Here is an 18,359-nt window from a genome sequence, read left to right on the forward strand (position 1 = left end):
AATGAGCTATTTCCGATTGCGCTATCGAGTTACCTGATTGAGGGCGGCATTAGCCCATGATTCCTCCATCTCCACCTTGCCTATCAGGCCGTCATAGTACGGCTTAACGGACTTCTTCCAGGTATCAAGCGACACCGCATCAGTGAGACCTGTGATTGTGCGATGAACATCCGTAGATGGAATGCGCTCATAACCGCGACCGCAACAGCGCTTACAGTCTCCCAGAACCGGAACGCCCTGCTCTTCAGTCAGTTTGCGATCAACCGCCCGGCCCCTCCCGCTACAGTCGCGACATGATGATGAGACCACGCCCTTCCCGTTGCAGGCTTTGCAGATAACGCGGACAACCTCTTTCACGCTTCTGGATGAACCGCCTGATAGCGGTGACTTCATGGTGAACACATCCGCCTCAATGAATCCTTTCGCCTGGCAGCATTCGCACGGCTTGACGCTGGCAGCGCTGCGGCAATAATCCATGTAGGCATAAGTTGCGAGCGTTTGCATAACCGCTGGCTTAATATCAGTGTCTAGCTTGCGCAAGGCGGCAACCTTATCGCAGGTACTCAAAGCATATTCAGTTAATAACGATACGGCGCGTCGGGCGTCGTTATCGCTTACTCCAACCTTACCCATAAACGCACTGTAACCCAGCGGAGCGCGACTTTGGGTCATTCCCATGGCTGCCATATAGTCAGTGCCAGATAAAGCATCTGAGGCTGTTGCAGGCGGCATACCGGCAAAGCTCGCTGTCTTCGCAAAATGATATTTGACTGTCGCTTCAAGCCCCATGTTTAACTCCCATCATTTTCGCCATGTTATGAATGATCTGATAATCAACCGCGAATCCACCTTTGCGTTTGTAGATGCGAAGGCGGAGCCACTTCTCTCTGAGGTATTCGGTCATGCTACATACTCCATCTGACGTTTACGCAATTTCTCGTAATGGCGTGCCCGGCGCGTGAATATGGATTTCACTCGCTTCAGGTACTCGATATCGAATTTGCGAACGGTGTTGTCATGCTCGATGCGCTCGACCCTGTGCAGGCCAAACTTCTCGATAAGGTTTATTCGGTAGGGGATCAGGTTTCCGGACAGGTCACGATTGCAGTGAACGCAGCCAGCATTATTGTTGAAGACATTGAAGCGGAGCCATGGTGCCGCGGCTCGCGATCGGTAGTGACTGGCGTCTACTGCCCCGCCGCGCACTCCGTAGTTGAGTGGCTTGCCGCAGGCTATGCATGGGTCGCCATAGTCGCGCCAGAAGATGAACTTATTAACCGCTGCCTGAGCCTCCCTGTTCCACTCCGATTTACCCTTAAGTCTTTCCCTACGTTGCCGCAAATCATCGCGCTGTAGGCGTTCCTGCTTACGTTTTTCACGCGCAGCATTACGCTCATCAACCTGTCGGTTGAATTCCATGGCGCATTTGTAGTTGTGGCAGACTTTCTGGAGTGAACTTCGGGGAATGTATTCGGTAGTGCAGATGGGGCATTTCTTTGGCTTCGGCGGCTTTATGCCTTTAGCCATGTGTCAGCTCCTTCTGTCGTTCATCTTCGTGTTGGAAGTCGTCGCCGTCGATAGGAACCAAGTGCTGTGGGGAGATGAGCGCAAACCCCTGCAAAACGGATTTATTGGAAAGGATGACCCTCAAACCCTTCTTCGTTATCAACCACCTCGCTGGCGCTTCATTCCAGAAAAGCGGCTGCCCTGGAATCTTTACCATGCTCTCAGCGGCAACAAGCCTAACTAGCTCAACCGTTCGCCCTATTAACACCTCATTTTTATGGCCGCCAACCACTAAGGCCAAGGCTCCAGCTCTTAACTCAGCCATTATCTTCCCCTCCGCACATGTTGAAGTTTGCGTCTTTCATCCAGCCGGCAGCGCAGGTATCGCATGCATAGGTTTCCTGCGGCGACAGGCGCACCTCGCAACCAACGCATACAGAAGCAGATGGCTCGCCAGCGCCAGTAGGCGGATTTGATTGGCTGATGCATTTCGGCCTGCTCGAAACGGTAATCTGTTTCACAGTTTTCACATGATGCTCCATACCAGTACTTGTCTTCTGAGGTGAGTGTTATGTGACAGCGGCAGCAGCGTTCACGCATTGGGTTGCTCCTGCATCATCAGGAAGACAATCATGGCGGCGCGCAGTGGGTTGCCATGCATATGTGAAAAATGATGATTACCCTCTTCAAGTTGCTTCATGGTTTTGGCTGTTGAAACAAAGCAAAACCACCCTCCAAATTGAGCATTCATGGTTATTCGATACTTCTCGATAATCGGCCCGGCATCAGCCCATGAGTTGCAGTAACTTTTTCTGCCTCGCAGTCTGCCAAGGTCATCCCTGAACATTACGCTGTCGTCCTGATGGATGAATTCTGCATTCCATCCCATGGCTTCACCAACGGCGGCATTAATTTCATGATCCTTCATTTCGCTGTAATTCATCTTCAGCTCCACATTGGGTTTTTATACTGCCTGCTCGGTATTGGCTCGTTCCGGAACTCAGGCAGCAGCGCGCTGACCAGCCAGAGGCGCGGGTCGGTTGCGAGTGTCTTCTGAGTTTTTATGTTGCGAGAGGCGTAGCGGGAAAGGAGTTCGTTAGCGGTTTCAGTGTCTACAGGGTCATGAACGAACCATGTCATTCGCATGAGCACCTCTCACTTTCGCTAACAGGTTGTCGAGCATTGCCATGTTGTAGCTGATACCAAATCCAATGCTGAAGGCGCCCATCCGATACTGGTAGTCATGGTCCGAGTTTCCTAACCGTTGACGCTTTATTTTGTTGTTGTCGGCCATGTCATGCAGGGCGACCGTCACGTTGATGCGCTTTGCAGATGCAAGCACGCAGACGCGATCGATAATCTCTTTCGATGTGTGCCATTCGTCGTCTGATAACACCTGATGAATTGCTGTGGTTAATTTGCTCATGCTGCTTTACTCCCCATCACAACGCGGCCGTACTTCATCAGGAAATCACGATCTACAAAGCTGACAGCACAGCGAGCCAGCATGTGTGGGTTCCAGATAATCAGCATCGAGCCTTTATTGTTGCCATTGACTGGTTTTCCGGTATCAGCGCGGACGAAGGACAGCCGGCCGCCGGTTATGAAACGCACTTCACTGCATGTCCTCTGTGCATCTGCGAACCAGCCAACTGACGTGTCAGCAGGAACCAGCATCACCACGCCGTGTACATCGCTATCAATGGAAGACGCCTTTTCCACCCAAGGGCCAATGTCGCTGTAGGGCGGATTTAGCCAGATGTAGCCAGGAGGAAAATAAAATTCCCAAACTTCATCCAGTGCGTTCTGCTGCTCTGTCAGATATTTCGGGTGAAGATGATTGAGATCGCTTGCGGCTGCATCACCAATGAAGTTGAACTCCCGGTTTAAAGCAGCGTAGATTTCGGGCGGCGTCTGCCAGAGGTTTCGTATGTCGATCGGAGTGTTGCTTCCTGTGTAATCACTCATTCTTTGCTCCTGTTATTTTCGCCCCAGCGCTGCGCCCATTCGATTTCTAACCGGGCTTCGTCGCTGAATTTCACGTTCTGCTCTGTGCCAAACCAGTAAATAGCCTCGATGACCTCAACCATTTCGCTCACGCGCATCTTGCTGGTCCGTGAACCAAACATGACGACGCCGCCGCCGATACCTGGTGCGGTGCGCTGCTGTTCGTTTTTGGATTTCGCTACGAGGGCGGTGATAAGGTCTTTCCAGTCGTCCGGGGTGTACTTCTGCCCATACCATTCAACCTGCCGGGAAAGGTCATGGAGAAGCGGCCACATACGGCGATTCTGGTCCGTCGTGCGCTTGCGTTCCTGGATGACAATTTCGAATGGCTTATCTTGGCTGGCGGGGAGTTGCTGGATGGCGCTGATGCAGTTCTGTCTGATGTTGTTGTCTCTCAGTAGATAACGCTGCGTCTCCACTGTTACCTCCCTTCGATTGTCTCCACGTAGTCATGGATGTTGTCAGCGGCTGCGCTCAACAACAGGTCAATGCTCTGCTTACTGTGTCCGCCTTCACGAAGCATCTTGAGGGCTGCCAGTAGCGCTGAGTGTGAATCCTTGAGGGGTTGATGCTTAGGTCTGAGGGGGATTACATTGTTCATGCTTTCTCCTGTTTGCCGCGAGGAAGTGTCCAAAAGGCTTGGCCAATCCGGCTGCGATAACATTTCTCGACCAATCCGCGCTTCGCCATATCGGTCAGCAATTTTCGCAGCGTTGCCGAGTCGGTTTCGTTTTCGGGATTAGTTCGGTTGTAGTGGTCTTTAATCAGGAACGTTGGCATTGAGTGGTAATATTCGCCTCTTGACCAGCGCCAGTACTCCTGCTGCTCAATGCGCATAATGCTAAGCACCTGCCTTTCCAGCTCATCGTTGTTTGTCATCTAATAAAACTCCATGCGAATTTAGCGACTGCCACGGGTGCGAAACCAATAATAAACCAGAAGAAAGTCACGGCCCCAACACCCTTAAATAGCGTGAAATTACCACCGTTAACTCCTTTAATGAGTAGGATGATGCAGAAGAAAAATGCCATCACCATCCATGCAGTGCCGATTATCTTGGCGAATATCATCACTGCTCTCCGTTCTGATTGGTGGGCTGCTCCGGGATGATGCGGTAGGCGATGATGTCGTCGTCATCTGCTTCGTGGCACCACTCAAAAGCCTCAGCGCAGTCCTCTGCTACATGTCCATTCCTGGATTTAACCTCTACTAAGGTCGCATATGCGACTGGGCAGCTTCCGCTAGCGCCGCCGCCCCACTCAATCCAGCCACTATCCCCCCGTTCCTGCTGCTCAAGAGCCTTTAGTGCATGCTCATAAGCCTGAATGTCATATTCATCGCGGATAGACATGCCCGGGCCTTCGGCAGCCATCCACTTAAAGCCCTGAATAACGCTTCTGCACTTCTCAGCGGTTAGCTTTTTCATTGGTGCTCCTGTCTTCCTGCTCAAACTCAGCATCAACAATCGTGTCGTGTGCTTCACGCGCCAGCATGTCGATAGCGTGCAGGCGGTCCCGGAACTGCTCCGGCGTCAGGTCGCGCTTCTTAGCCAGGTCGATGATTGCCAGCGTCATATTGCGGGCCTGACGCATCAGTGGCGGTGTGATTACCAGTTGAGTTACCTGTGTCATGCTGCACTCTCCCTTCCCTCAAGCCAGAAGAAAAATGCCCGGTCAACGGTGGCGTCCTGATAGCCAAGATGTGATCGGGTCAGGTTGTGTTTATCGCCGTGCACGCTGCGGTAAAGGCGCTCAAAGCGGATGCGGTTCACCTCAGTCATGACGACCACCTTTCAACCCAAAGCGGCGGCGAATGTCGGCGAGGTGGTCCAGCGCCTTTTCGTTACCGGTCGGGATGTGCAGCTGAGGAATCTGTTTGCGTGGCGGCGGGATGATTTCACCAGCCTCGATGCGACGGGACATCTTGCGCAGCTCATCGCCCAGGCGTTTGCGACACTCCGTATCAGTCAGGTTGAAAGAGCGCATCTGGTTGTAGACCGCTGTCACCATGTGGAAACATGCCGGGCTTTCCCATGGGAACTCTTCGCTGCTGTCGTACATGCCACGGTCGCGACAGTACAGGCGGAACATGTCATACAGTTCCTCATCGGTCGGCAGACCGGCGGCGCGGTGTTCACCCTGCTTGCACCACTCGATAAACTGACCGGGCGACGGCAGGAACGGTGAGCCACTGGCGCGGGCCAGCTTCATGCCTGCCGATAGCTGCTGCTTGTTATGAATTCCGTTCTCTGCAAACGCGGCGATCCACTGGCGCTTTGCTGCGGCTTCATCATTCGGGTTACGCCATGCTGTGCTTACCGACGCCGGGAATACCTGTTTAAGATTCGAAAACAAAGCGTCTACCAGCCGCTCAACATCTTCATGCACTCCACGCTCAACCGGGCGCGGCCCATCTCCTGCAATGCGAGCCAGTGCGCCTGCATCACGATTCTGAATTGCTGATACGAGATTTCTCATAGGAATTCATTCTCCCAGGCTTCGCGGCTGTTCCAGTGCTGAGCGGGTTGCTGAGCCACTGACTGCCGGTTACGCCCTGGCTGACTCATCTGCGCACGAAGTGTGTCCCACTTGGCGCGGAGTTTTGCAGGGCTGAGGATGTTGCTCTGCCAGAAGTGATCGGCGTTGGCCCACTTAAAGGTTTCGCAAATGTCGTGATGCGTTACCTCAAGGGCGCCTCTCATCAGGCGGACGTCGTTAGCCCAGGCGGGCCAGTTGGGTTGTTGTGCTGTTGGGGTAACCATCTGCACTTTGCTGAATATCCACTCGGCTGCCTTCAGGTCATCAGCAGTGCCCCACTTGTCGCCTTTCGGTGAGTGTGTGGCTGCTTCAGGTCTAATCACAGGAAGACTCTTCAGGGGGCTGTCGGAGGATTCGCCAGAATTCTCTGACGTAGATTTAATGTCTTTCTTGTCTTTTGTAATAGTGTCTTTTGTGTGTCCCTGTTTTGGTGACAACCCTGTCACCGTTTTGGTGACACTTTTTGTCACTGATTTGGTGACAGTGACACCATCTTGGTGACACTCAGGAATTTGCCACTCCGTGAGGTTCTTGTTTGGTCCAATTAGCATGCCTTCCCTGACCAGAACACACATCTGAATTAACTCGTTTTTTGCCTTATTCACCTTCTGCCTGGGCAGTTTGGTGAGCTGGCTAATTTGACTATCAGCAATGCGATCCATCTTCTTGTTGAAGCCGTATGTCTTCCGGCAAACAGCATGTGCAACCTTCGCCTGATTCCTGGTCAGGTTGGCCCCTATCAGCTCTTCGTACAGCTCGTTTGCCAGACGCGTGTATCCATCGTCTGTATCTGCCACACGTTGCTCCACGGCCCTGAGAGCGGGCCTGATTGGTGATACGTTGTCATGCGCAAGATTCATCGCCGCCCCCGTCAGAAGTAATGCCAGAGCGATAATCAGCGAGAATCCGCTTTATCTCTTCAGTGGTGCCATGAGCGAGAATCAGGCTGTCGAAACCACCATTCCGATAAAACTCTGCATCAACCAGCAATTCAGCCAGGCGGCGTGCCTTTGATGCGCTGAACTGAGGAATGGCCGCTGATCGCGTCAGTTTGGTTTTACCTGCGGCTTTGGCCTTCTGCATTTGCGCCTGTGCAACAGCGTCTGCTTTCGGGCCGTGCTCACGTGATAAAGCAACAGCGGTAGTGGGGGCTACTTCGCCCGCCTTAACCATTGCGATTAGGCTCTCTCCACACTCCAGCAACTGAAGATGCTGATCCACATCAGCTGGTGATCGCTTAACCTTTTTGGCAATCTCAGCAGGTGTCCAGCCCTGATTCAGCAGGCGCTGATATGCCGCCGCACGTTCCAGAGGAGACAGAGCCTTACCCTGTGAACTGGTGACCATGAATGCGATGCGATCAGCTTCGGAACCTGAGAAGTCTTTGCACTCAAGGCGTGGTATTTCATGCCCGGCTTCAGACGCCATTTTCGCGCCATAGTACCGGTGGTGACCGTCGATAATCTTGATGCCCTGCTCTGTAACCTGAACCGCCAGTGGTGGCACAAACTCACCAGCAATGAATGCATCACGAAATTCAGCGACGTGCTCCTGGTCGATTTCGCGCACGTTGTAACCCGGCTCGACGTAAAGCTCTGCCAGCGGTACCAGAAAGGTTTTCTTGACCGTTGTTTCCGTGCCGTTTTTCTCTTTTGCCTTGTAAAGCGATAATAAAGAACTCATAATTACTCCTGTACGTTGATCCAGTATGATTCGTGCATCAGGCCTCTAGCGTTCCAGCGCTCGGGGCCTTTTCTTTTGTCAGTAACTGCTCTATGCGCAACAACCGCTGCGCCATTTCTGATTCAGGTGAAACAACATCCAGATACGCCAGTGCCAGACTCATCATCTGGAAGAAGCTGTGACGCTGCTTTCCTGATGGACGTTTCATACGGCTTACAGCTGCGTCGTCCAGGTCGAGTACCTTCGCCAGTGTTCCCTGTCCACGTTCAGCCAGTTTGTTCAGTAACTGGCTTTCAATCTCTCTCGCTTTTTTGCGATAGCTTGCAATTTCCATGATGTAAAATTCCTTTGTTGGTTAAGTAATTGCGTGACATTGCGGTGAGCAAGTCACTTGAGTTTTGGGGGCCGAAACAGCCTCCGGTCTGATTGATAAAGAGCGGTGTTGCTTAAGAAGCTGCTAAGAGTTCTGCCAGGTCAGGTCGAATCTCGTGAGGTTTAACTTTGCCCTGCGTGGCTTTGGCAATTGCCATCACGTATTTGGCATCAATGCCGCCGCCGTGAAGCCATCGCCAAACAGTTGGCTGCTTTACGCCGCACAGGGCAGCTAACTTCTGCTGGCTGCCAGCGATGTTTACAGCTCGTTGGATAGCTTTGTTGGTCATGTGCAATTCCTTTACGTATTATCACAATGAGAATAATAGCAATGAGTATCGGTGAAAGCAATAGCTTTCCGCATTTGACGCGTAATACGCCTAGTTATAAATTGCCGGGTATGAATAAAACTCTCGCAGAACGATTGGCTACGGCCATGCAAGAACGAGGAATGTCACAGGGAGCTTTAGCTAAAGCGACTGGCGTTGCTCAACCAACGATTTGGCGCCTTGTTAAAGGTGAAGCCAAAGGGTCAACACGCCTTGTGGATATAGCGCGTGCGTTGTCAGTTAGCGTTGAGTGGCTGGCAAATGGTGACGGCCAGATGACGACTGAAGAGAAGATGACTTATCCTCAGCCGCCGTCTAATGAAATGAAATTGGGTGGTGTTTTCCCGGTACCGATTTTTGACAGAGATAATCATCAAACTACTGATTATGTTTACGTACCTGTCTCGGTAGAGAGTGATACATGCCGCGCATTCGTGCTCGAAAGGAACAGCGGTTGTTTCGAGGCGCCTGCGGGTACTGTGGTGGTCGTAGATACAGCTGAGAAGCCTGGTAATGGCGATCTTGTCTATGCTCTCGTTAACGGATCATACTCCGTCTACAAGTTCGTTGATGGCGGCACAACAGGCTATCTGTCAGTTGATGACGAGCGAGTGCCTTTGTCTCCTGCCTTAGACTCCTCCGTTGTTGGCGTGGTCGTGTTCCTGCTTCGCGATCTAAAACGCAAAAAGTAATCTTCCTCTTTTTTAGGGGGGTGTATTCAATATACCCTCCTTGCCTATTCCTAAGCAAAGCCGTTGCCATACCCCCTCCCATTTTATATTAGATTCAACAATTTAGGTTGATCGCCCCAGTTAACTACTGTTTATCCAAACAGTGTTTTCATAGTGAAACACATCCTTCCATAAATCAAGCTAACGCTTACCCTTTTTTTCTTACCGCTCCGAAATCACTCTCAAAATTACCCAAATAACTAATTTTTTTCTTTTGCGCATCATTGGTTTATGCGTTTAGCTATTACTTTTTTACTAATACGTATTGCTATGGATAATACGCAATGCTATTGTTTATCCCATCAGCAGGACGCTGGCAGGCCACAGGGAACGGAGTGGCGGGTTCTTTAACAATAGAGATTGAGACTGATTCGGTCTCACCAAAGTGAAGTTGGCTTTGGGGTGTGATGAATGCGCAGGTCGATGCGCTAAAGGTAGCGGTTTCAATACCGTGGGAATTGTCGCCGAGAAAATACGACGGGTTATGGTCAGGTACAGCGGCCGCTCCCGGCAGCCTGACAATAAGACCTCCACGGAAGCTGGCACTTTCGACGCCAGCCATCACACCACCTAAGCCAATTACCGGAGGCAAGATGAACAACAAGCAACGCAAGAAACTGCAACGCGCAGTAGAGCATCGGGCCATGAAGCTGCAACAGCAGGGTTTCGAGCGCCGCATCGTCAGCACCTTATCCAGCTGCAACCAGAGAGTAGAGAAAGCAGTTATCTCCCCTTCTCTGCGTGACAGGCATGAGAGCACATCACAGTGCTTACCGGAGATAGCTATTTTTGCAGCTGGCTATCGCAACTCAAAAGACATCGTAACGGCGAGGTAGTTATGACTGAGAAAAAAATAGCGCCTATTGAGATTCGTATAGACGCCAGTAAGGCGGAAAGTCAGGTGAATGAGATTGCTAAGTTACTTGAATTTCCAGCCAGTTCCTTTGAGGGTATTCCTCAGCATATCGTCAACCTGTTTTTTAGCCACATCCGTAGCCTGATTGACAACATCGCTCCTGGTGATTTCTCTACCACAATCAGCACAGAAAACGTCAACGAAATTGCTGTCAAAATCAAAATCGTCGGGCCTCTTGAACATCTCGCTACCGCAATCAGGACAAACGGTCTTCATGGTCTGCATGAACACATCCTTTCTACTGTTGGGGAGCTTAAAGATTAAACGAATTCTTGCTGTTGGGGAATGGCAGGGACACGCGCCGGGCGTGGATAAATATCCCGGCACTTACATCAATCAGGCTGCCTAACCCGCAGCCTTTTTTATTGGAGGTTCCATGAGCAACGCTGAATGGATTATCGGCTGGATAGCTATTGGTGTGTTGATGGTGCTGGGGTTTATAGCAGTGAATTGAGTGACACCGTAAAGCCGCCTGTGTAGACGGCTTTGAGCTGCTACGCACCAACGCTGAGATTTCAGCAGGATAGATAACCAGAACGTAACACACCTTATGGGGGCCGCAATGGCCCCTTCTTTTTACACCAACCAAATTTATCACGAGGTATCCCATGCCAGCTTATGCAACGGCAGGGGCGGCATTGGGCTGCCCTTTCGACTTTGAATCCCAGCTAGAACGCATTGCACGTCGCCTTCGCAGCCTGTTCATCTCCATCCGCAAAGGAGTTCAGTCATGAAATCACGTTACTTCACGAAGGCTCAGGAGCTTTCAAGAGAGGCTCATCTGTTTGGTGACCGTGCCAAATGGGATATGGCGATGCAGTTACTGCGCAGGGCGCTGAAATGAAAATGAAGATTGAATGTGGCGAGCTTAAGACGCGCGCCGGATATCGCCCTGGCATGATGATTATCGAGGCAGATGAGGTCTCTCTGCTCGACTTCAGTGGCAGGCAGGTGCTTAACCAGCTTGATATCAAAGACGTCATGGAGTGGCTCACAGAGCAGGGCTACACAATTCACCAGGAGCACGCAGCATGATTGATCCGGGTATCTATTTCATCGAAATGATGAAGGCCATCTTAGAGCCAGTGCTTGATGAGATGACGCCACAGCAGGCTGCAATGGATGCGGCGGCTGATTACCGTACGGAGCAGCAGGCAAGCAGAATGGGAGTTGCCTATGAGTAAGGAATTCTACGTCAGGCTGGCAGAGATACAGCGCACTTTGAACGCGCCGAAGGGCCAGTACAATAGCTTTGGCAAGTATCACTACCGCAGCTGCGAAGACATCCTTGAGGGTGTGAAGCCGCTGCTTAATGGCCTGTTCCTGTCCATCTCGGACGAAATCGTTTTGATTGGCGATCGCTATTACGTCAAAGCTACGGCGACGATAACCGATGGCGAGACCACACACAGCGCCTCTGCAATGGCCCGTGAAGCCGTCGATAAGAAAGGCATGGATGACGCGCAGATTACTGGCGCTACCAGCTCCTACGCCCGCAAATACTGCCTGAATGGCCTGTTCGGCATTGATGATTCAAAAGATGCTGACACGGACGAGCACAAGAACCAGCAGAACAATGCAAAGCAGCAGCCTCAGAAGCCATCCATGTCGCCAGAAGAAGTTCTGAAGGCATTCACCGAGGCGGCGCATCTTAAATCAACTATTCCTGAGCTGAAAACCGCATTTGCTAAAGCCTGGCAGATGCTGGACGGCAAGCCTGAGCAGGCTAAAGCTCAGGAAGTCTATGAAATTCGCAAATCAGAGCTTGAAGGAGCCACAGCATAATGCCAATCAACACGATCACAATCGCAGGTAATGTCGGCAAGGATGCCGTTCTGCGTGTCACACCAAACGGAAAGCACATCGCGTCGTTCTCTCTGCCGGCCAAGTCCGGATTTGGTGACAACGAGAAAACATCCTGGCTGCAATGCAAGATGTTCGGGGCTATGGCAGAGAAGCTGTCGGCCAGCATTCTGAAAGGTGCAAAGGTCACAGTGACCGGCGAGTTTGTGCTTGAGGAGTGGACGAAAGACGACGGCACAAAGGTTTCTACGCCAACGATTCTCGTGCGGGATATCGACCTTCCGCCAAAGCAGAGCGGTCAGCAACAGAGTCGGCCGCAGCAGTCGCATGGTCAATCTACCGAACCTCAATACGATAATTCGATCCCCTTCTAACACCCACTAATAAGGCACCCTCATGACCATCACCGAACCTTCGGCGGACTCTGCACGCCCTGATGAAACGGAATCACAGCGCAGATGGATGTTAGCGATGCAGGACGCACAGCAGCAGATTCTGGCGAAGAAAGGCGTGAGGGTGTCGCTATCAGTACGGACCACTGAGCAGACAAAGGAATGGGTGCAGGAGGCCACGGAGCGGCGTCTGACGAAGTACGTCGAGCATCAGGAAGCCATTGAGCGCAACCGGCACAGCAAGCATGACATGCCGGTCAGAGATACCAACCCTGCCTATCCGGAATGGGCAGCACGCCGCTATCACGGCGACTAAGGAGAGCAAGTGAGTGTGATTTGTGACTATTGCGGTAAGGATGCTGCGCTTGTGAGCGGGAAGGATATGTACCCGAATCGGCCCGACCTCGCGGGGCTGCAATTCTGGAAGTGCCCACCCTGCGCCGCATGGGTTGGATGTCATAAGCGATCAAACGCAGTTCCGCTGGGTCGGCTCGCAAATGCAGAGCTGCGAAAGGCCAAGAGCGCAGCTCACGCAGCTTTCGACCCCATATGGAAGTCAGGAAGAAAGTCCCGGCGAGGTGCTTATGAGTGGCTAAGTAAGCGACTGAGCATCCCGTTCAAAAACTGCCATATCGGCATGTTCGACGTAGATACGTGTGAACGGGTCGTGACCGCTTGTGCCGAATTTAAAGGCTAACTATTTTCGCCGCGGCAGTTAGCCTGCCAGCGGCATAAGGGGTAAGAGATGAAAAAGCATTATTCAAAACGTGACTTACTTGAGATGGACAGAGCCGGAAATCACTACGGCAATCACGTAATGGCTATGACAGCAGAGCAACTTCATTCAAAGTCAGACATTGCCGCTGAGTTGGGCTGGCGCGATATGCAAATCGCCGCCCTGGAAGCAAAGGTAAAGCAACTGGAGTGGGATAGCGTATTCATTCCCAAAAACATTGAGACAGCCTTAGCGGTTATGGGAGTTGCTCTCCCTGAATCGAAAGAAGAATTTAATTTCTCGATAAACCGCTGGGTGCAGCGACTGGTTGATCGTGTGATTCGCGTCGGTCCGGAGCTTGATGCAGAGCGCAATAACTTGCGGGCTGAGGGTGTGGAATCATTCGCACATCAGCAGCGCGTGATTGCGGATTCATTATCGGGTGACGAGCAGCGCAGCCACCGCATTACAGCATGCCGAGCTGAGGATTTCGCCGCCCAACTCCGCGCCGGTAAGGATGGTGAGTGATGGCTATTGTCTGCGATAAGCACCTGACCGATGAGGTCATTGCAAAAGCGTTTGAGAATACCAATTTCGGCCGGGATGACTACCGCACTATCCTTGCAGAAACAGTGATGAAGCGTGCTGCCGGGTATCACTCAGGATGGACAGCAACAACCATCTGCATGCGACTGGGGCTGCTCAGCGAAAAGAATCAGTCCGCAACAAAGTTGGGGCTGACCATGGCATTCCATCACTACTACAGGCCGGTAGTTCGCGAAGCGATCAATGCCGCCCAACTCCGAGCAGGAGAGCCATCATGACCGAAGAGCAGGAACAGGCGCTGATTGAATACTGTCAGGAAGAAGTCCGGCTTAAAGCCGAGCATATCGCGCGCCTTGAAAATCACATGCCAGGCCAGTTCGATCTGACCAGGTATCAGCTGGAGTTACAGACGGCAGAAATCGCGCTGGCCGCCCTGACAGCGCAGCCGGTTAAGCTGCCAAAAGGTTTCAGCCCGGGGATTGGCGATCTTTTTGATAAAGCGGCACCGGTTATGCGTCGCGATAGTAAAGGCGGGAAATGGCTGCACAAAGCAGTCGTTACGCAAATGCTTAATGAACTTGGCTATGAGGTGCAGGAATAATGAAAAAGCTGAATGAATTAGTTGATTTGGTTAAAAGGGCGCGGCACTCAGAGTACACGGCTGACGTCGTGGAAGCAGAGAACGAAATTATCGCCCAAGACTGGTACGAAAACATCCTCACCATTGCCGTAGCATTCCGGGCGCTGGAGCAGCGCGCAGAAGCAGCGGAGGCGATAGTCAGCGACGTTAAAGAGGTGATCGGCCTGTTATCTGAGCGTGAATGGGCAGAGCATTGTACGAAAACAGAAACAGGAAAGCTGCTTGAAGAGCTTATCACTAAGCTGCACGATGATGCCTCACCTGCCTCCGGCCTTGCAGAGCTGGTGCCGGATGAAATTCTAGGAGCATTCGTGTACCACGGAGCTAAAGGCGCTTTTGATGCTGGTAAAAGTGCCGGCTGGAATGCATGTCGCGATGAGGTTTTAAAAAATATCGAGGAAAGGGAAAGTGAGGAAGCCTGAGCCATTCGAGGCTGCGTGCATAGTAATGGTTGTATCTCTGTTCCTTCTCGCGGTCTTTACCTTCTTTTTTGTGACCTATTAACAACTTCACTTCGGCACCATTTGTGATTATATAAAGCGCACGCCCTGACTGTTAGGTGTCGCTATGTCTGATTACGATGAACTGTCCGAGAGTGTCTATCAGGAAGCCTGCCGTATTGTCGGCCAGCTTTGCTTTATGCTTGCCGAAAACGATGCTGAGACCGACAGAGAGCAGTTGGTGTATCAGCTTCAGATGCTGCTGGACCTCATGCAGGAATATGCCAGCGATTACACCATCGCTTTAGAGCTAGCTTTAGAGCAGCTTTCGAAGAAATAGCGATATACTCCCCACAGGAGGACATCGCCATGTCACACAACTTAGCAGCACGCAGCAGAGAAGAACGCGACAGGATTAACGTTGATTTAGCCGCGTCAGGAGTTGCATACAAGGAGCGTATGAATCAGCCTGTTATCCCGCATGAAGTGGAGATGCAGCAGCCGGAAGCGCTGAAGGAGTATTTCAGCCAGAGATTGCAGCATTACAGGAACGTTGCGCTAAACTATCCGCGCGGGACTGACCCGATTTATCAGAAGGAAGAAGGAAAATGATTGAATCAGACGATCACGAGCAAGGAATGCCTGCCTGGATGAAGAAAGACCAGTTGCTTTCACAGCAGGTTAAAATTGATGGCGACCACATTCTTATCAACGTTGCATACGAATATGGTGTTCCATTAAATGAGTGCGCAACAGCAGAAAGGATTTTGCATTGGGTTTGGCATCTGGCTGAAAAAACGTGGATGACACAGGATATCTCAAGGAAGTTTATTGAGATCGCATGTAAGCATCACGGCATTAAGTACACTTAGATTTATTTATCGATCAACAATGGAACCTCGCCACGGCGGGGTTTTTTATTGCCTATAGGAAACCGAAATGATTAACACCGACTACCCGAAAGAGCTACGCGCTAACCTCATTTCCGCGGTGAAAGGTTGCTTTGCTGATTGTTCTGACCAGCGCGAACTATATATTGCTGGCAACTGCATCCTTGAGATTCTTTCTGCGCTCTCTATGTCCGACGATGAGCTGGTTTCAGTACTTCAGGATGCGACGGGCGATGCAGCTGAAGTTGATGATTACATTGATCAGATGATTGCCAATATCAAGGAGTAAAACCCATGAGCCATGCCGATATTTTGGATGAAGCAGCAGAACGCGAGCAGCAGATGATTGAGATTGCCCTTGCTAACCGGCCTAAGCCCAACATGGTTTACACCGGTGAATGCAACTGGTGCGAGGAGCCGATCGACAAGGGTCACTACTGTGACGCCGAATGCAGAGAAGACCATGAGAAATACTTGCGGGCGCATAGCCAGAGGAGCGTGGCATGAAGCTGATTGATTTGTTAGTGCAGGAGTTACCTAAGCATGGCGGATGGCCTTCATCCACCAATGATGTGCTTAACCTTAGGGAATTTATGAAAAAACATAGCTTGAGCTTCACCGCCAACCCGGGAAATCAATGGTTCACAGATGGCTCCTTTCAGGAAGTCACATTGGAGCAATATGAATCAGCCTTTTCCGCATTGCAACAGCCGGAATGGAATGGTGAAGGCCTGCCGCCGGTTGGGACTGAGTGCGAATACATGGTGCGACAAGCAGCAAATCAATTCTGGCAAATCTGTACCGTTATCGCATCAGGAAAAGAAAACCTAATCGCTGATGTTAACGGCGAAGAGGTTGTATTTTTCGCGCCGCAAATAGATTTCAGGCCACGCCGCAACGAAGCCGAGCGCAAGCGTGAGGAGGTTGGTGTCGCCCTCTTTTATGCCATTAACTGGAATCATCAGGACGGACCGGTAAGCGAGGCAAGAATGGAAGATTATCGAAAGGCATACGACGCAATCGCCGCTGGAAAAATCCCCCACATCACCCTGAAGTAACCCCCACCCACCCTATTCACTATCGCGCTCTGCGTGAGGAGTTGTTATGCGCATTTTTGCCTGTGCCGCTTTCGTGTTTCTGTTATCCGCCTGCACGGACCCGGACGGGGCTAGCAAGGTTCTGGCTCAGAACGGTTACAAGGACGTAAAGCAGACCGGTTATTCATGGTTTGGTTGTGGGAAAGAGGATTTCTATCACACCGGATTCACCGCAACGACCCAATCCGGATCGCAGGTAAATGGAGTTGTCTGCTCTGGTGTTGGCTGGGGAAAAGCTTACACCATCCGGTTCTTTGACTGATGAACACCATCAGCGACATCTCCCCCGGCGAGTTCACTCTGTGGCTCGTCGTTTTTATTTGCATCGTGCTGGTCTGGAACTGGCCGTATAAGGAGTAGATATGGAAAACGATGAGGCGCTGACGCTCGCCGAGGCCGCCTGCTTTCTGAAAGTGTCTTCCCGAACAGTGAGCAATCTCATTAACCGCGGCGATCTGGTTGGTCGGCGGACGGGTGGAGATACCGGCAAGTACCTAGTGCTGCGATCAGCCTGTATTGCTTATCTTTCAAATCCAACTCAAAATCGCCCGGCGAGCATGGGTGATGGCACAACTGGAGGTCCATCATGTCAATCACCCTCAGGGGAGGAGTATGGCACTGTCATTTCTTTACCCCGAATGGCAAAAGAGTTAGGCGATCGCTTGGGACAGCGGACAAAAAGCAAGCGCAGGAGTTGCACGACAGGCTGAAGTCAGAAGCCTGGCGGGTAGAGGAGTTAGGGGATTTGCCGCAGAGGTCATTCGAAGAGGCCTGCATGCGGTGGCTGGATGAGAAGGAGCACAAGCGAAGCCTTGATGATGACAAGGTTAAGATTGAATTCTTTCTCAAGCACTTCGCCGGACGCGATATCGCCACCATTACCGGCGAGGAAGTGCAGAAGATTGTGAGCAGGATGATAAACCGCAACCACCGCAGGAAGTGGGAGATACAGCGCGACACTGCAATCAGGGATGAAAAGCCGGCGCCGCCATACAAGGACAAGCCAGTCAGCGCGGGAACAAAGAGCCATTACCTTTCATTTATGCGATCGCTGTTACGCGCAGCAGCAAATGAATGGGGCTGGATAAAGACCGCGCCGGTTATCAAAACAAAGAAGCCAGTCAGCAAGCGCATCCGCTGGCTAACCCGAGAGGAAGCAAACCGGCTGATTGAATGCATGCCGGAAAGCATTAAGCCGGTGGTGATATTCGCGCTGGCTACCGGGCTTCGTCGTTCAAATATTCTGGATCTGGAATGGACGCAGGTTGATATGCAAAGGAAGGTTGCTTGGATTAATCCGGAGAACGCCAAAGCGGGCAAGGCTATTGGCGTGGCTCTGAATGATACGGCATGCAAAGTGCTGAAGGGACAGATAGGGAAGCATTCACGCTGTGTGTTCGTACACACCAAGGCGAAGCATCGCAGCGACGGAACGCTGGCACCGGCAGGCAGGAAAATGCGCAGTGATGATAACACGGCGTGGAATATCGGTCTAAAAGCGGCAGGGATAGAAGACTTTCGCTTTCATGACCTAAGGCACACCTGGGCAAGCTGGTTAATCCAGTCTGGCGTGCCGTTGTCTGCGCTGCAGGAAATGGGTGGGTGGGAAAGCATTGAAATGGTGCGCCGGTATGCTCACCTTGCACCTAACCACCTGACCGAGCATGCGCGCAAAATTGACTCACTTTTGGGTGAGAGCGACACAAATACGACACAAGGAGATAATCAGGTAGGATTGAAGCTGGCGTAAGTAAT

Annotated in this window: 41 protein-coding genes; 22 read left to right on the forward strand and 19 right to left on the reverse strand. The window is 51.6% G+C overall.

Translation table 11 applies throughout. The features are described 5' to 3' along the window. Window positions 1-21 precede the first annotated feature (21 nt). From LZU96_RS15065 to LZU96_RS15145, 18 genes are all read right to left on the reverse strand, one after another. Window positions 22-789 carry an antitermination protein gene (locus tag LZU96_RS15065; RefSeq protein WP_233985029.1) on the reverse strand — a complete coding sequence of 256 codons (768 nt, stop codon included), beginning with the start codon at window positions 787-789 and terminating at the stop codon, window positions 22-24. Beyond that, window positions 779-904, reverse strand: coding sequence for a YlcG family protein (locus LZU96_RS23600; protein ID WP_307618076.1), 126 nt, complete (start codon window positions 902-904; stop codon window positions 779-781). Before LZU96_RS23600 ends, LZU96_RS15065 begins: the two co-directional genes overlap by 11 nt. Then, a complete protein-coding gene (locus LZU96_RS15070; RefSeq protein ID WP_233985030.1) occupies window positions 901-1,527 on the reverse strand; it encodes a recombination protein NinG in 627 nt (208 codons plus the stop codon). The genes LZU96_RS23600 and LZU96_RS15070 overlap by 4 nt, the downstream gene beginning before the upstream one ends. Next, complete coding sequence (locus tag LZU96_RS15075; RefSeq protein ID WP_233985031.1) at window positions 1,520-1,831, reverse strand: hypothetical protein; 312 nt, start codon at window positions 1,829-1,831, stop codon at window positions 1,520-1,522. The genes LZU96_RS15070 and LZU96_RS15075 overlap by 8 nt, the downstream gene beginning before the upstream one ends. Window positions 1,832-2,098: 267 nt before the next feature. Next, complete coding sequence (locus LZU96_RS15080) at window positions 2,099-2,449, reverse strand: phage protein NinX family protein (RefSeq protein ID WP_233985032.1); 351 nt, start codon at window positions 2,447-2,449, stop codon at window positions 2,099-2,101. A gap of 177 nt (window positions 2,450-2,626) precedes the next feature. Then, entirely contained in the window at window positions 2,627-2,932 is a 306-nt protein-coding gene (locus LZU96_RS15085) for a hypothetical protein (RefSeq protein ID WP_233985033.1), read from the reverse strand. After that, on the reverse strand, window positions 2,929-3,474 hold the full coding sequence (locus LZU96_RS15090) for a phage N-6-adenine-methyltransferase (RefSeq protein ID WP_233985034.1): 546 nt from the start codon (window positions 3,472-3,474) through the stop codon (window positions 2,929-2,931). Before LZU96_RS15090 ends, LZU96_RS15085 begins: the two co-directional genes overlap by 4 nt. Beyond that, window positions 3,471-3,932: a recombination protein NinB gene (locus LZU96_RS15095; protein WP_233985035.1), complete on the reverse strand. Its 462-nt coding sequence runs from the start codon at window positions 3,930-3,932 to the stop codon at window positions 3,471-3,473. The genes LZU96_RS15090 and LZU96_RS15095 overlap by 4 nt, the downstream gene beginning before the upstream one ends. A 178-nt stretch (window positions 3,933-4,110) precedes the next feature. Then, window positions 4,111-4,392: a hypothetical protein gene (locus LZU96_RS15100; RefSeq protein WP_233985036.1), complete on the reverse strand. Its 282-nt coding sequence runs from the start codon at window positions 4,390-4,392 to the stop codon at window positions 4,111-4,113. Then, window positions 4,389-4,586, reverse strand: coding sequence for a hypothetical protein (locus LZU96_RS15105; RefSeq protein WP_233985037.1), 198 nt, complete (start codon window positions 4,584-4,586; stop codon window positions 4,389-4,391). Before LZU96_RS15105 ends, LZU96_RS15100 begins: the two co-directional genes overlap by 4 nt. Then, window positions 4,583-4,939 (reverse strand): hypothetical protein, encoded by a 357-nt coding sequence (locus tag LZU96_RS15110; protein WP_233985038.1) that lies wholly within the window; start codon window positions 4,937-4,939, stop codon window positions 4,583-4,585. Before LZU96_RS15110 ends, LZU96_RS15105 begins: the two co-directional genes overlap by 4 nt. Continuing rightward, window positions 4,920-5,144 carry a hypothetical protein gene (locus tag LZU96_RS15115; RefSeq protein ID WP_233985039.1) on the reverse strand — a complete coding sequence of 75 codons (225 nt, stop codon included), beginning with the start codon at window positions 5,142-5,144 and terminating at the stop codon, window positions 4,920-4,922. The genes LZU96_RS15110 and LZU96_RS15115 overlap by 20 nt, the downstream gene beginning before the upstream one ends. Then, complete coding sequence (locus LZU96_RS15120; protein ID WP_233985040.1) at window positions 5,141-5,293, reverse strand: hypothetical protein; 153 nt, start codon at window positions 5,291-5,293, stop codon at window positions 5,141-5,143. The genes LZU96_RS15115 and LZU96_RS15120 overlap by 4 nt, the downstream gene beginning before the upstream one ends. Then, the gene (locus tag LZU96_RS15125; RefSeq protein ID WP_233985041.1) at window positions 5,286-5,990 is read right to left on the reverse strand and encodes a replication protein P; all 705 of its coding nucleotides are present in this window, start codon (window positions 5,988-5,990) and stop codon (window positions 5,286-5,288) included. Before LZU96_RS15125 ends, LZU96_RS15120 begins: the two co-directional genes overlap by 8 nt. After that, window positions 5,987-6,847 (reverse strand): replication protein, encoded by an 861-nt coding sequence (locus tag LZU96_RS15130; protein ID WP_233985042.1) that lies wholly within the window; start codon window positions 6,845-6,847, stop codon window positions 5,987-5,989. The genes LZU96_RS15125 and LZU96_RS15130 overlap by 4 nt, the downstream gene beginning before the upstream one ends. Before the next feature lie 46 nt (window positions 6,848-6,893). Next, window positions 6,894-7,733, reverse strand: a complete 840-nt coding sequence (locus LZU96_RS15135) for a ParB/RepB/Spo0J family partition protein (protein ID WP_233985043.1) — start codon at window positions 7,731-7,733, stop codon at window positions 6,894-6,896. A gap of 37 nt (window positions 7,734-7,770) precedes the next feature. Beyond that, window positions 7,771-8,067 (reverse strand): CII family transcriptional regulator, encoded by a 297-nt coding sequence (locus tag LZU96_RS15140; RefSeq protein ID WP_233985044.1) that lies wholly within the window; start codon window positions 8,065-8,067, stop codon window positions 7,771-7,773. Between the two features lie 112 nt (window positions 8,068-8,179). Further along, complete coding sequence (locus LZU96_RS15145; RefSeq protein ID WP_033782058.1) at window positions 8,180-8,395, reverse strand: helix-turn-helix domain-containing protein; 216 nt, start codon at window positions 8,393-8,395, stop codon at window positions 8,180-8,182. Between the two features lie 41 nt (window positions 8,396-8,436). Here LZU96_RS15145 and LZU96_RS15150 point away from each other — a divergent pair, with 41 nt between their 5' ends. Both LZU96_RS15150 and LZU96_RS15155 read left to right on the forward strand, forming a co-directional pair. After that, window positions 8,437-9,126: a LexA family transcriptional regulator gene (locus tag LZU96_RS15150; protein WP_233985045.1), complete on the forward strand. Its 690-nt coding sequence runs from the start codon at window positions 8,437-8,439 to the stop codon at window positions 9,124-9,126. 632 nt (window positions 9,127-9,758) lie between these two features. Beyond that, entirely contained in the window at window positions 9,759-10,001 is a 243-nt protein-coding gene (locus LZU96_RS15155) for a transcriptional regulator (RefSeq protein WP_143789000.1), read from the forward strand. 83 nt (window positions 10,002-10,084) lie between these two features. On the opposite strand, the gene LZU96_RS23605 is transcribed toward LZU96_RS15155, so the two are convergent. Further along, window positions 10,085-10,306, reverse strand: a complete 222-nt coding sequence (locus tag LZU96_RS23605; protein WP_419149884.1) for an ECs_2282 family putative zinc-binding protein — start codon at window positions 10,304-10,306, stop codon at window positions 10,085-10,087. A 383-nt stretch (window positions 10,307-10,689) separates the two neighbouring features. Here LZU96_RS23605 and LZU96_RS23610 point away from each other — a divergent pair, with 383 nt between their 5' ends. The 20 genes from LZU96_RS23610 (at window position 10,690) to LZU96_RS15250 (ending at window position 18,354) form a co-directional block, all read left to right on the forward strand. Beyond that, window positions 10,690-10,815 (forward strand): protease FtsH-inhibitory lysogeny factor CIII, encoded by a 126-nt coding sequence (locus LZU96_RS23610; RefSeq protein ID WP_411829892.1) that lies wholly within the window; start codon window positions 10,690-10,692, stop codon window positions 10,813-10,815. 106 nt (window positions 10,816-10,921) lie between these two features. Then, entirely contained in the window at window positions 10,922-11,116 is a 195-nt protein-coding gene (locus tag LZU96_RS15165) for a thioredoxin reductase (protein WP_233985047.1), read from the forward strand. Beyond that, entirely contained in the window at window positions 11,113-11,265 is a 153-nt protein-coding gene (locus LZU96_RS15170; protein ID WP_233985048.1) for a hypothetical protein, read from the forward strand. Before LZU96_RS15165 ends, LZU96_RS15170 begins: the two co-directional genes overlap by 4 nt. After that, the gene (locus tag LZU96_RS15175) at window positions 11,258-11,866 is read left to right on the forward strand and encodes an ERF family protein (RefSeq protein ID WP_233985049.1); all 609 of its coding nucleotides are present in this window, start codon (window positions 11,258-11,260) and stop codon (window positions 11,864-11,866) included. The genes LZU96_RS15170 and LZU96_RS15175 overlap by 8 nt, the downstream gene beginning before the upstream one ends. Then, window positions 11,866-12,258, forward strand: a complete 393-nt coding sequence (locus tag LZU96_RS15180) for a single-stranded DNA-binding protein (protein WP_233985050.1) — start codon at window positions 11,866-11,868, stop codon at window positions 12,256-12,258. Before LZU96_RS15175 ends, LZU96_RS15180 begins: the two co-directional genes overlap by 1 nt. Window positions 12,259-12,280: 22 nt before the next feature. Further along, window positions 12,281-12,592, forward strand: coding sequence for a hypothetical protein (locus LZU96_RS15185; RefSeq protein WP_233985051.1), 312 nt, complete (start codon window positions 12,281-12,283; stop codon window positions 12,590-12,592). A gap of 66 nt (window positions 12,593-12,658) precedes the next feature. Further along, window positions 12,659-12,973, forward strand: coding sequence for a zinc-finger-containing protein (locus LZU96_RS15190; RefSeq protein WP_233988164.1), 315 nt, complete (start codon window positions 12,659-12,661; stop codon window positions 12,971-12,973). Between the two features lie 48 nt (window positions 12,974-13,021). After that, window positions 13,022-13,519 (forward strand): hypothetical protein, encoded by a 498-nt coding sequence (locus tag LZU96_RS15195; protein WP_233985052.1) that lies wholly within the window; start codon window positions 13,022-13,024, stop codon window positions 13,517-13,519. Next, a complete protein-coding gene (locus LZU96_RS15200) occupies window positions 13,519-13,815 on the forward strand; it encodes a hypothetical protein (protein ID WP_233985053.1) in 297 nt (98 codons plus the stop codon). Before LZU96_RS15195 ends, LZU96_RS15200 begins: the two co-directional genes overlap by 1 nt. Further along, on the forward strand, window positions 13,812-14,138 hold the full coding sequence (locus LZU96_RS15205) for a hypothetical protein (protein ID WP_233985054.1): 327 nt from the start codon (window positions 13,812-13,814) through the stop codon (window positions 14,136-14,138). The genes LZU96_RS15200 and LZU96_RS15205 overlap by 4 nt, the downstream gene beginning before the upstream one ends. Continuing rightward, on the forward strand, window positions 14,138-14,599 hold the full coding sequence (locus LZU96_RS15210) for a hypothetical protein (protein ID WP_233985055.1): 462 nt from the start codon (window positions 14,138-14,140) through the stop codon (window positions 14,597-14,599). The genes LZU96_RS15205 and LZU96_RS15210 overlap by 1 nt, the downstream gene beginning before the upstream one ends. Window positions 14,600-14,744: 145 nt before the next feature. After that, a complete protein-coding gene (locus tag LZU96_RS15215) occupies window positions 14,745-14,957 on the forward strand; it encodes a DUF2767 family protein (protein WP_137244750.1) in 213 nt (70 codons plus the stop codon). Window positions 14,958-14,986: 29 nt separating this feature from the next. Continuing rightward, on the forward strand, window positions 14,987-15,229 hold the full coding sequence (locus tag LZU96_RS15220; protein ID WP_233985056.1) for a DNA polymerase III subunit theta: 243 nt from the start codon (window positions 14,987-14,989) through the stop codon (window positions 15,227-15,229). Continuing rightward, window positions 15,226-15,489 (forward strand): hypothetical protein, encoded by a 264-nt coding sequence (locus LZU96_RS15225; RefSeq protein ID WP_233985057.1) that lies wholly within the window; start codon window positions 15,226-15,228, stop codon window positions 15,487-15,489. Before LZU96_RS15220 ends, LZU96_RS15225 begins: the two co-directional genes overlap by 4 nt. Before the next feature lie 67 nt (window positions 15,490-15,556). Further along, window positions 15,557-15,796 carry a hypothetical protein gene (locus LZU96_RS15230; RefSeq protein ID WP_233985058.1) on the forward strand — a complete coding sequence of 80 codons (240 nt, stop codon included), beginning with the start codon at window positions 15,557-15,559 and terminating at the stop codon, window positions 15,794-15,796. Window positions 15,797-15,801: 5 nt separating this feature from the next. Next, the gene (locus tag LZU96_RS15235) at window positions 15,802-16,014 is read left to right on the forward strand and encodes a hypothetical protein (protein ID WP_233985059.1); all 213 of its coding nucleotides are present in this window, start codon (window positions 15,802-15,804) and stop codon (window positions 16,012-16,014) included. Then, window positions 16,011-16,565, forward strand: coding sequence for a hypothetical protein (locus LZU96_RS15240; protein WP_233985060.1), 555 nt, complete (start codon window positions 16,011-16,013; stop codon window positions 16,563-16,565). The genes LZU96_RS15235 and LZU96_RS15240 overlap by 4 nt, the downstream gene beginning before the upstream one ends. Before the next feature lie 46 nt (window positions 16,566-16,611). Next, window positions 16,612-16,866 carry a hypothetical protein gene (locus tag LZU96_RS15245; protein WP_233985061.1) on the forward strand — a complete coding sequence of 85 codons (255 nt, stop codon included), beginning with the start codon at window positions 16,612-16,614 and terminating at the stop codon, window positions 16,864-16,866. Between the two features lie 100 nt (window positions 16,867-16,966). Further along, the gene (locus LZU96_RS23615) at window positions 16,967-17,314 is read left to right on the forward strand and encodes a helix-turn-helix domain-containing protein (RefSeq protein ID WP_419149885.1); all 348 of its coding nucleotides are present in this window, start codon (window positions 16,967-16,969) and stop codon (window positions 17,312-17,314) included. After that, entirely contained in the window at window positions 17,197-18,354 is a 1,158-nt protein-coding gene (locus LZU96_RS15250; protein WP_419149892.1) for a tyrosine-type recombinase/integrase, read from the forward strand. The genes LZU96_RS23615 and LZU96_RS15250 overlap by 118 nt, the downstream gene beginning before the upstream one ends. The last annotated feature ends 5 nt before the right edge of the window (window positions 18,355-18,359 follow it).

It is taken from the genome of Pantoea agglomerans (genome assembly GCF_021397715.1).
Lineage (GTDB): Bacteria > Pseudomonadota > Gammaproteobacteria > Enterobacterales > Enterobacteriaceae > Pantoea > Pantoea astica.

Bases quoted from the DNA above. Each gene is read 5' to 3' on its own strand.
- LZU96_RS15175 (WP_233985049.1), top strand. From the start codon at position 11,258: ATGAGTAAGGAATTCTACGTCAGGCTGGCAGAGATACAGCGCACTTTG.
- LZU96_RS23605 (WP_419149884.1), bottom strand. From the start codon at position 10,306: ATGCAGACCATGAAGACCGTTTGTCCTGATTGCGGTAGCGAGATGTTC.
- LZU96_RS15185 (WP_233985051.1), top strand. From the start codon at position 12,281: ATGACCATCACCGAACCTTCGGCGGACTCTGCACGCCCTGATGAAACG.
- LZU96_RS15145 (WP_033782058.1), bottom strand. From the start codon at position 8,395: ATGACCAACAAAGCTATCCAACGAGCTGTAAACATCGCTGGCAGCCAG.
- LZU96_RS15210 (WP_233985055.1), top strand. From the start codon at position 14,138: ATGAAAAAGCTGAATGAATTAGTTGATTTGGTTAAAAGGGCGCGGCAC.
- LZU96_RS15085 (WP_233985033.1), bottom strand. From the start codon at position 2,932: ATGAGCAAATTAACCACAGCAATTCATCAGGTGTTATCAGACGACGAA.
- LZU96_RS15225 (WP_233985057.1), top strand. From the start codon at position 15,226: ATGATTGAATCAGACGATCACGAGCAAGGAATGCCTGCCTGGATGAAG.
- LZU96_RS15090 (WP_233985034.1), bottom strand. From the start codon at position 3,474: ATGAGTGATTACACAGGAAGCAACACTCCGATCGACATACGAAACCTC.
- LZU96_RS15115 (WP_233985039.1), bottom strand. From the start codon at position 5,144: ATGACACAGGTAACTCAACTGGTAATCACACCGCCACTGATGCGTCAG.
- LZU96_RS15125 (WP_233985041.1), bottom strand. From the start codon at position 5,990: ATGAGAAATCTCGTATCAGCAATTCAGAATCGTGATGCAGGCGCACTG.
- LZU96_RS15135 (WP_233985043.1), bottom strand. From the start codon at position 7,733: ATGAGTTCTTTATTATCGCTTTACAAGGCAAAAGAGAAAAACGGCACG.
- LZU96_RS15110 (WP_233985038.1), bottom strand. From the start codon at position 4,939: ATGAAAAAGCTAACCGCTGAGAAGTGCAGAAGCGTTATTCAGGGCTTT.
- LZU96_RS15195 (WP_233985052.1), top strand. From the start codon at position 13,022: ATGAAAAAGCATTATTCAAAACGTGACTTACTTGAGATGGACAGAGCC.
- LZU96_RS15150 (WP_233985045.1), top strand. From the start codon at position 8,437: ATGAGTATCGGTGAAAGCAATAGCTTTCCGCATTTGACGCGTAATACG.
- LZU96_RS15155 (WP_143789000.1), top strand. From the start codon at position 9,759: ATGAACAACAAGCAACGCAAGAAACTGCAACGCGCAGTAGAGCATCGG.
- LZU96_RS15190 (WP_233988164.1), top strand. From the start codon at position 12,659: ATGTACCCGAATCGGCCCGACCTCGCGGGGCTGCAATTCTGGAAGTGC.
- LZU96_RS15120 (WP_233985040.1), bottom strand. From the start codon at position 5,293: ATGACTGAGGTGAACCGCATCCGCTTTGAGCGCCTTTACCGCAGCGTG.
- LZU96_RS15205 (WP_233985054.1), top strand. From the start codon at position 13,812: ATGACCGAAGAGCAGGAACAGGCGCTGATTGAATACTGTCAGGAAGAA.
- LZU96_RS15100 (WP_233985036.1), bottom strand. From the start codon at position 4,392: ATGACAAACAACGATGAGCTGGAAAGGCAGGTGCTTAGCATTATGCGC.
- LZU96_RS15200 (WP_233985053.1), top strand. From the start codon at position 13,519: ATGGCTATTGTCTGCGATAAGCACCTGACCGATGAGGTCATTGCAAAA.
- LZU96_RS15080 (WP_233985032.1), bottom strand. From the start codon at position 2,449: ATGAATTACAGCGAAATGAAGGATCATGAAATTAATGCCGCCGTTGGT.
- LZU96_RS23600 (WP_307618076.1), bottom strand. From the start codon at position 904: ATGACCGAATACCTCAGAGAGAAGTGGCTCCGCCTTCGCATCTACAAA.
- LZU96_RS15075 (WP_233985031.1), bottom strand. From the start codon at position 1,831: ATGGCTGAGTTAAGAGCTGGAGCCTTGGCCTTAGTGGTTGGCGGCCAT.
- LZU96_RS15215 (WP_137244750.1), top strand. From the start codon at position 14,745: ATGTCTGATTACGATGAACTGTCCGAGAGTGTCTATCAGGAAGCCTGC.
- LZU96_RS15230 (WP_233985058.1), top strand. From the start codon at position 15,557: ATGATTAACACCGACTACCCGAAAGAGCTACGCGCTAACCTCATTTCC.
- LZU96_RS15070 (WP_233985030.1), bottom strand. From the start codon at position 1,527: ATGGCTAAAGGCATAAAGCCGCCGAAGCCAAAGAAATGCCCCATCTGC.
- LZU96_RS15180 (WP_233985050.1), top strand. From the start codon at position 11,866: ATGCCAATCAACACGATCACAATCGCAGGTAATGTCGGCAAGGATGCC.
- LZU96_RS23615 (WP_419149885.1), top strand. From the start codon at position 16,967: ATGGAAAACGATGAGGCGCTGACGCTCGCCGAGGCCGCCTGCTTTCTG.
- LZU96_RS15240 (WP_233985060.1), top strand. From the start codon at position 16,011: ATGAAGCTGATTGATTTGTTAGTGCAGGAGTTACCTAAGCATGGCGGA.
- LZU96_RS15065 (WP_233985029.1), bottom strand. From the start codon at position 789: ATGGGGCTTGAAGCGACAGTCAAATATCATTTTGCGAAGACAGCGAGC.
- LZU96_RS15220 (WP_233985056.1), top strand. From the start codon at position 14,987: ATGTCACACAACTTAGCAGCACGCAGCAGAGAAGAACGCGACAGGATT.
- LZU96_RS15245 (WP_233985061.1), top strand. From the start codon at position 16,612: ATGCGCATTTTTGCCTGTGCCGCTTTCGTGTTTCTGTTATCCGCCTGC.
- LZU96_RS15170 (WP_233985048.1), top strand. From the start codon at position 11,113: ATGATTGATCCGGGTATCTATTTCATCGAAATGATGAAGGCCATCTTA.
- LZU96_RS15165 (WP_233985047.1), top strand. From the start codon at position 10,922: ATGAAAATGAAGATTGAATGTGGCGAGCTTAAGACGCGCGCCGGATAT.
- LZU96_RS15235 (WP_233985059.1), top strand. From the start codon at position 15,802: ATGAGCCATGCCGATATTTTGGATGAAGCAGCAGAACGCGAGCAGCAG.
- LZU96_RS15140 (WP_233985044.1), bottom strand. From the start codon at position 8,067: ATGGAAATTGCAAGCTATCGCAAAAAAGCGAGAGAGATTGAAAGCCAG.
- LZU96_RS23610 (WP_411829892.1), top strand. From the start codon at position 10,690: ATGCCAGCTTATGCAACGGCAGGGGCGGCATTGGGCTGCCCTTTCGAC.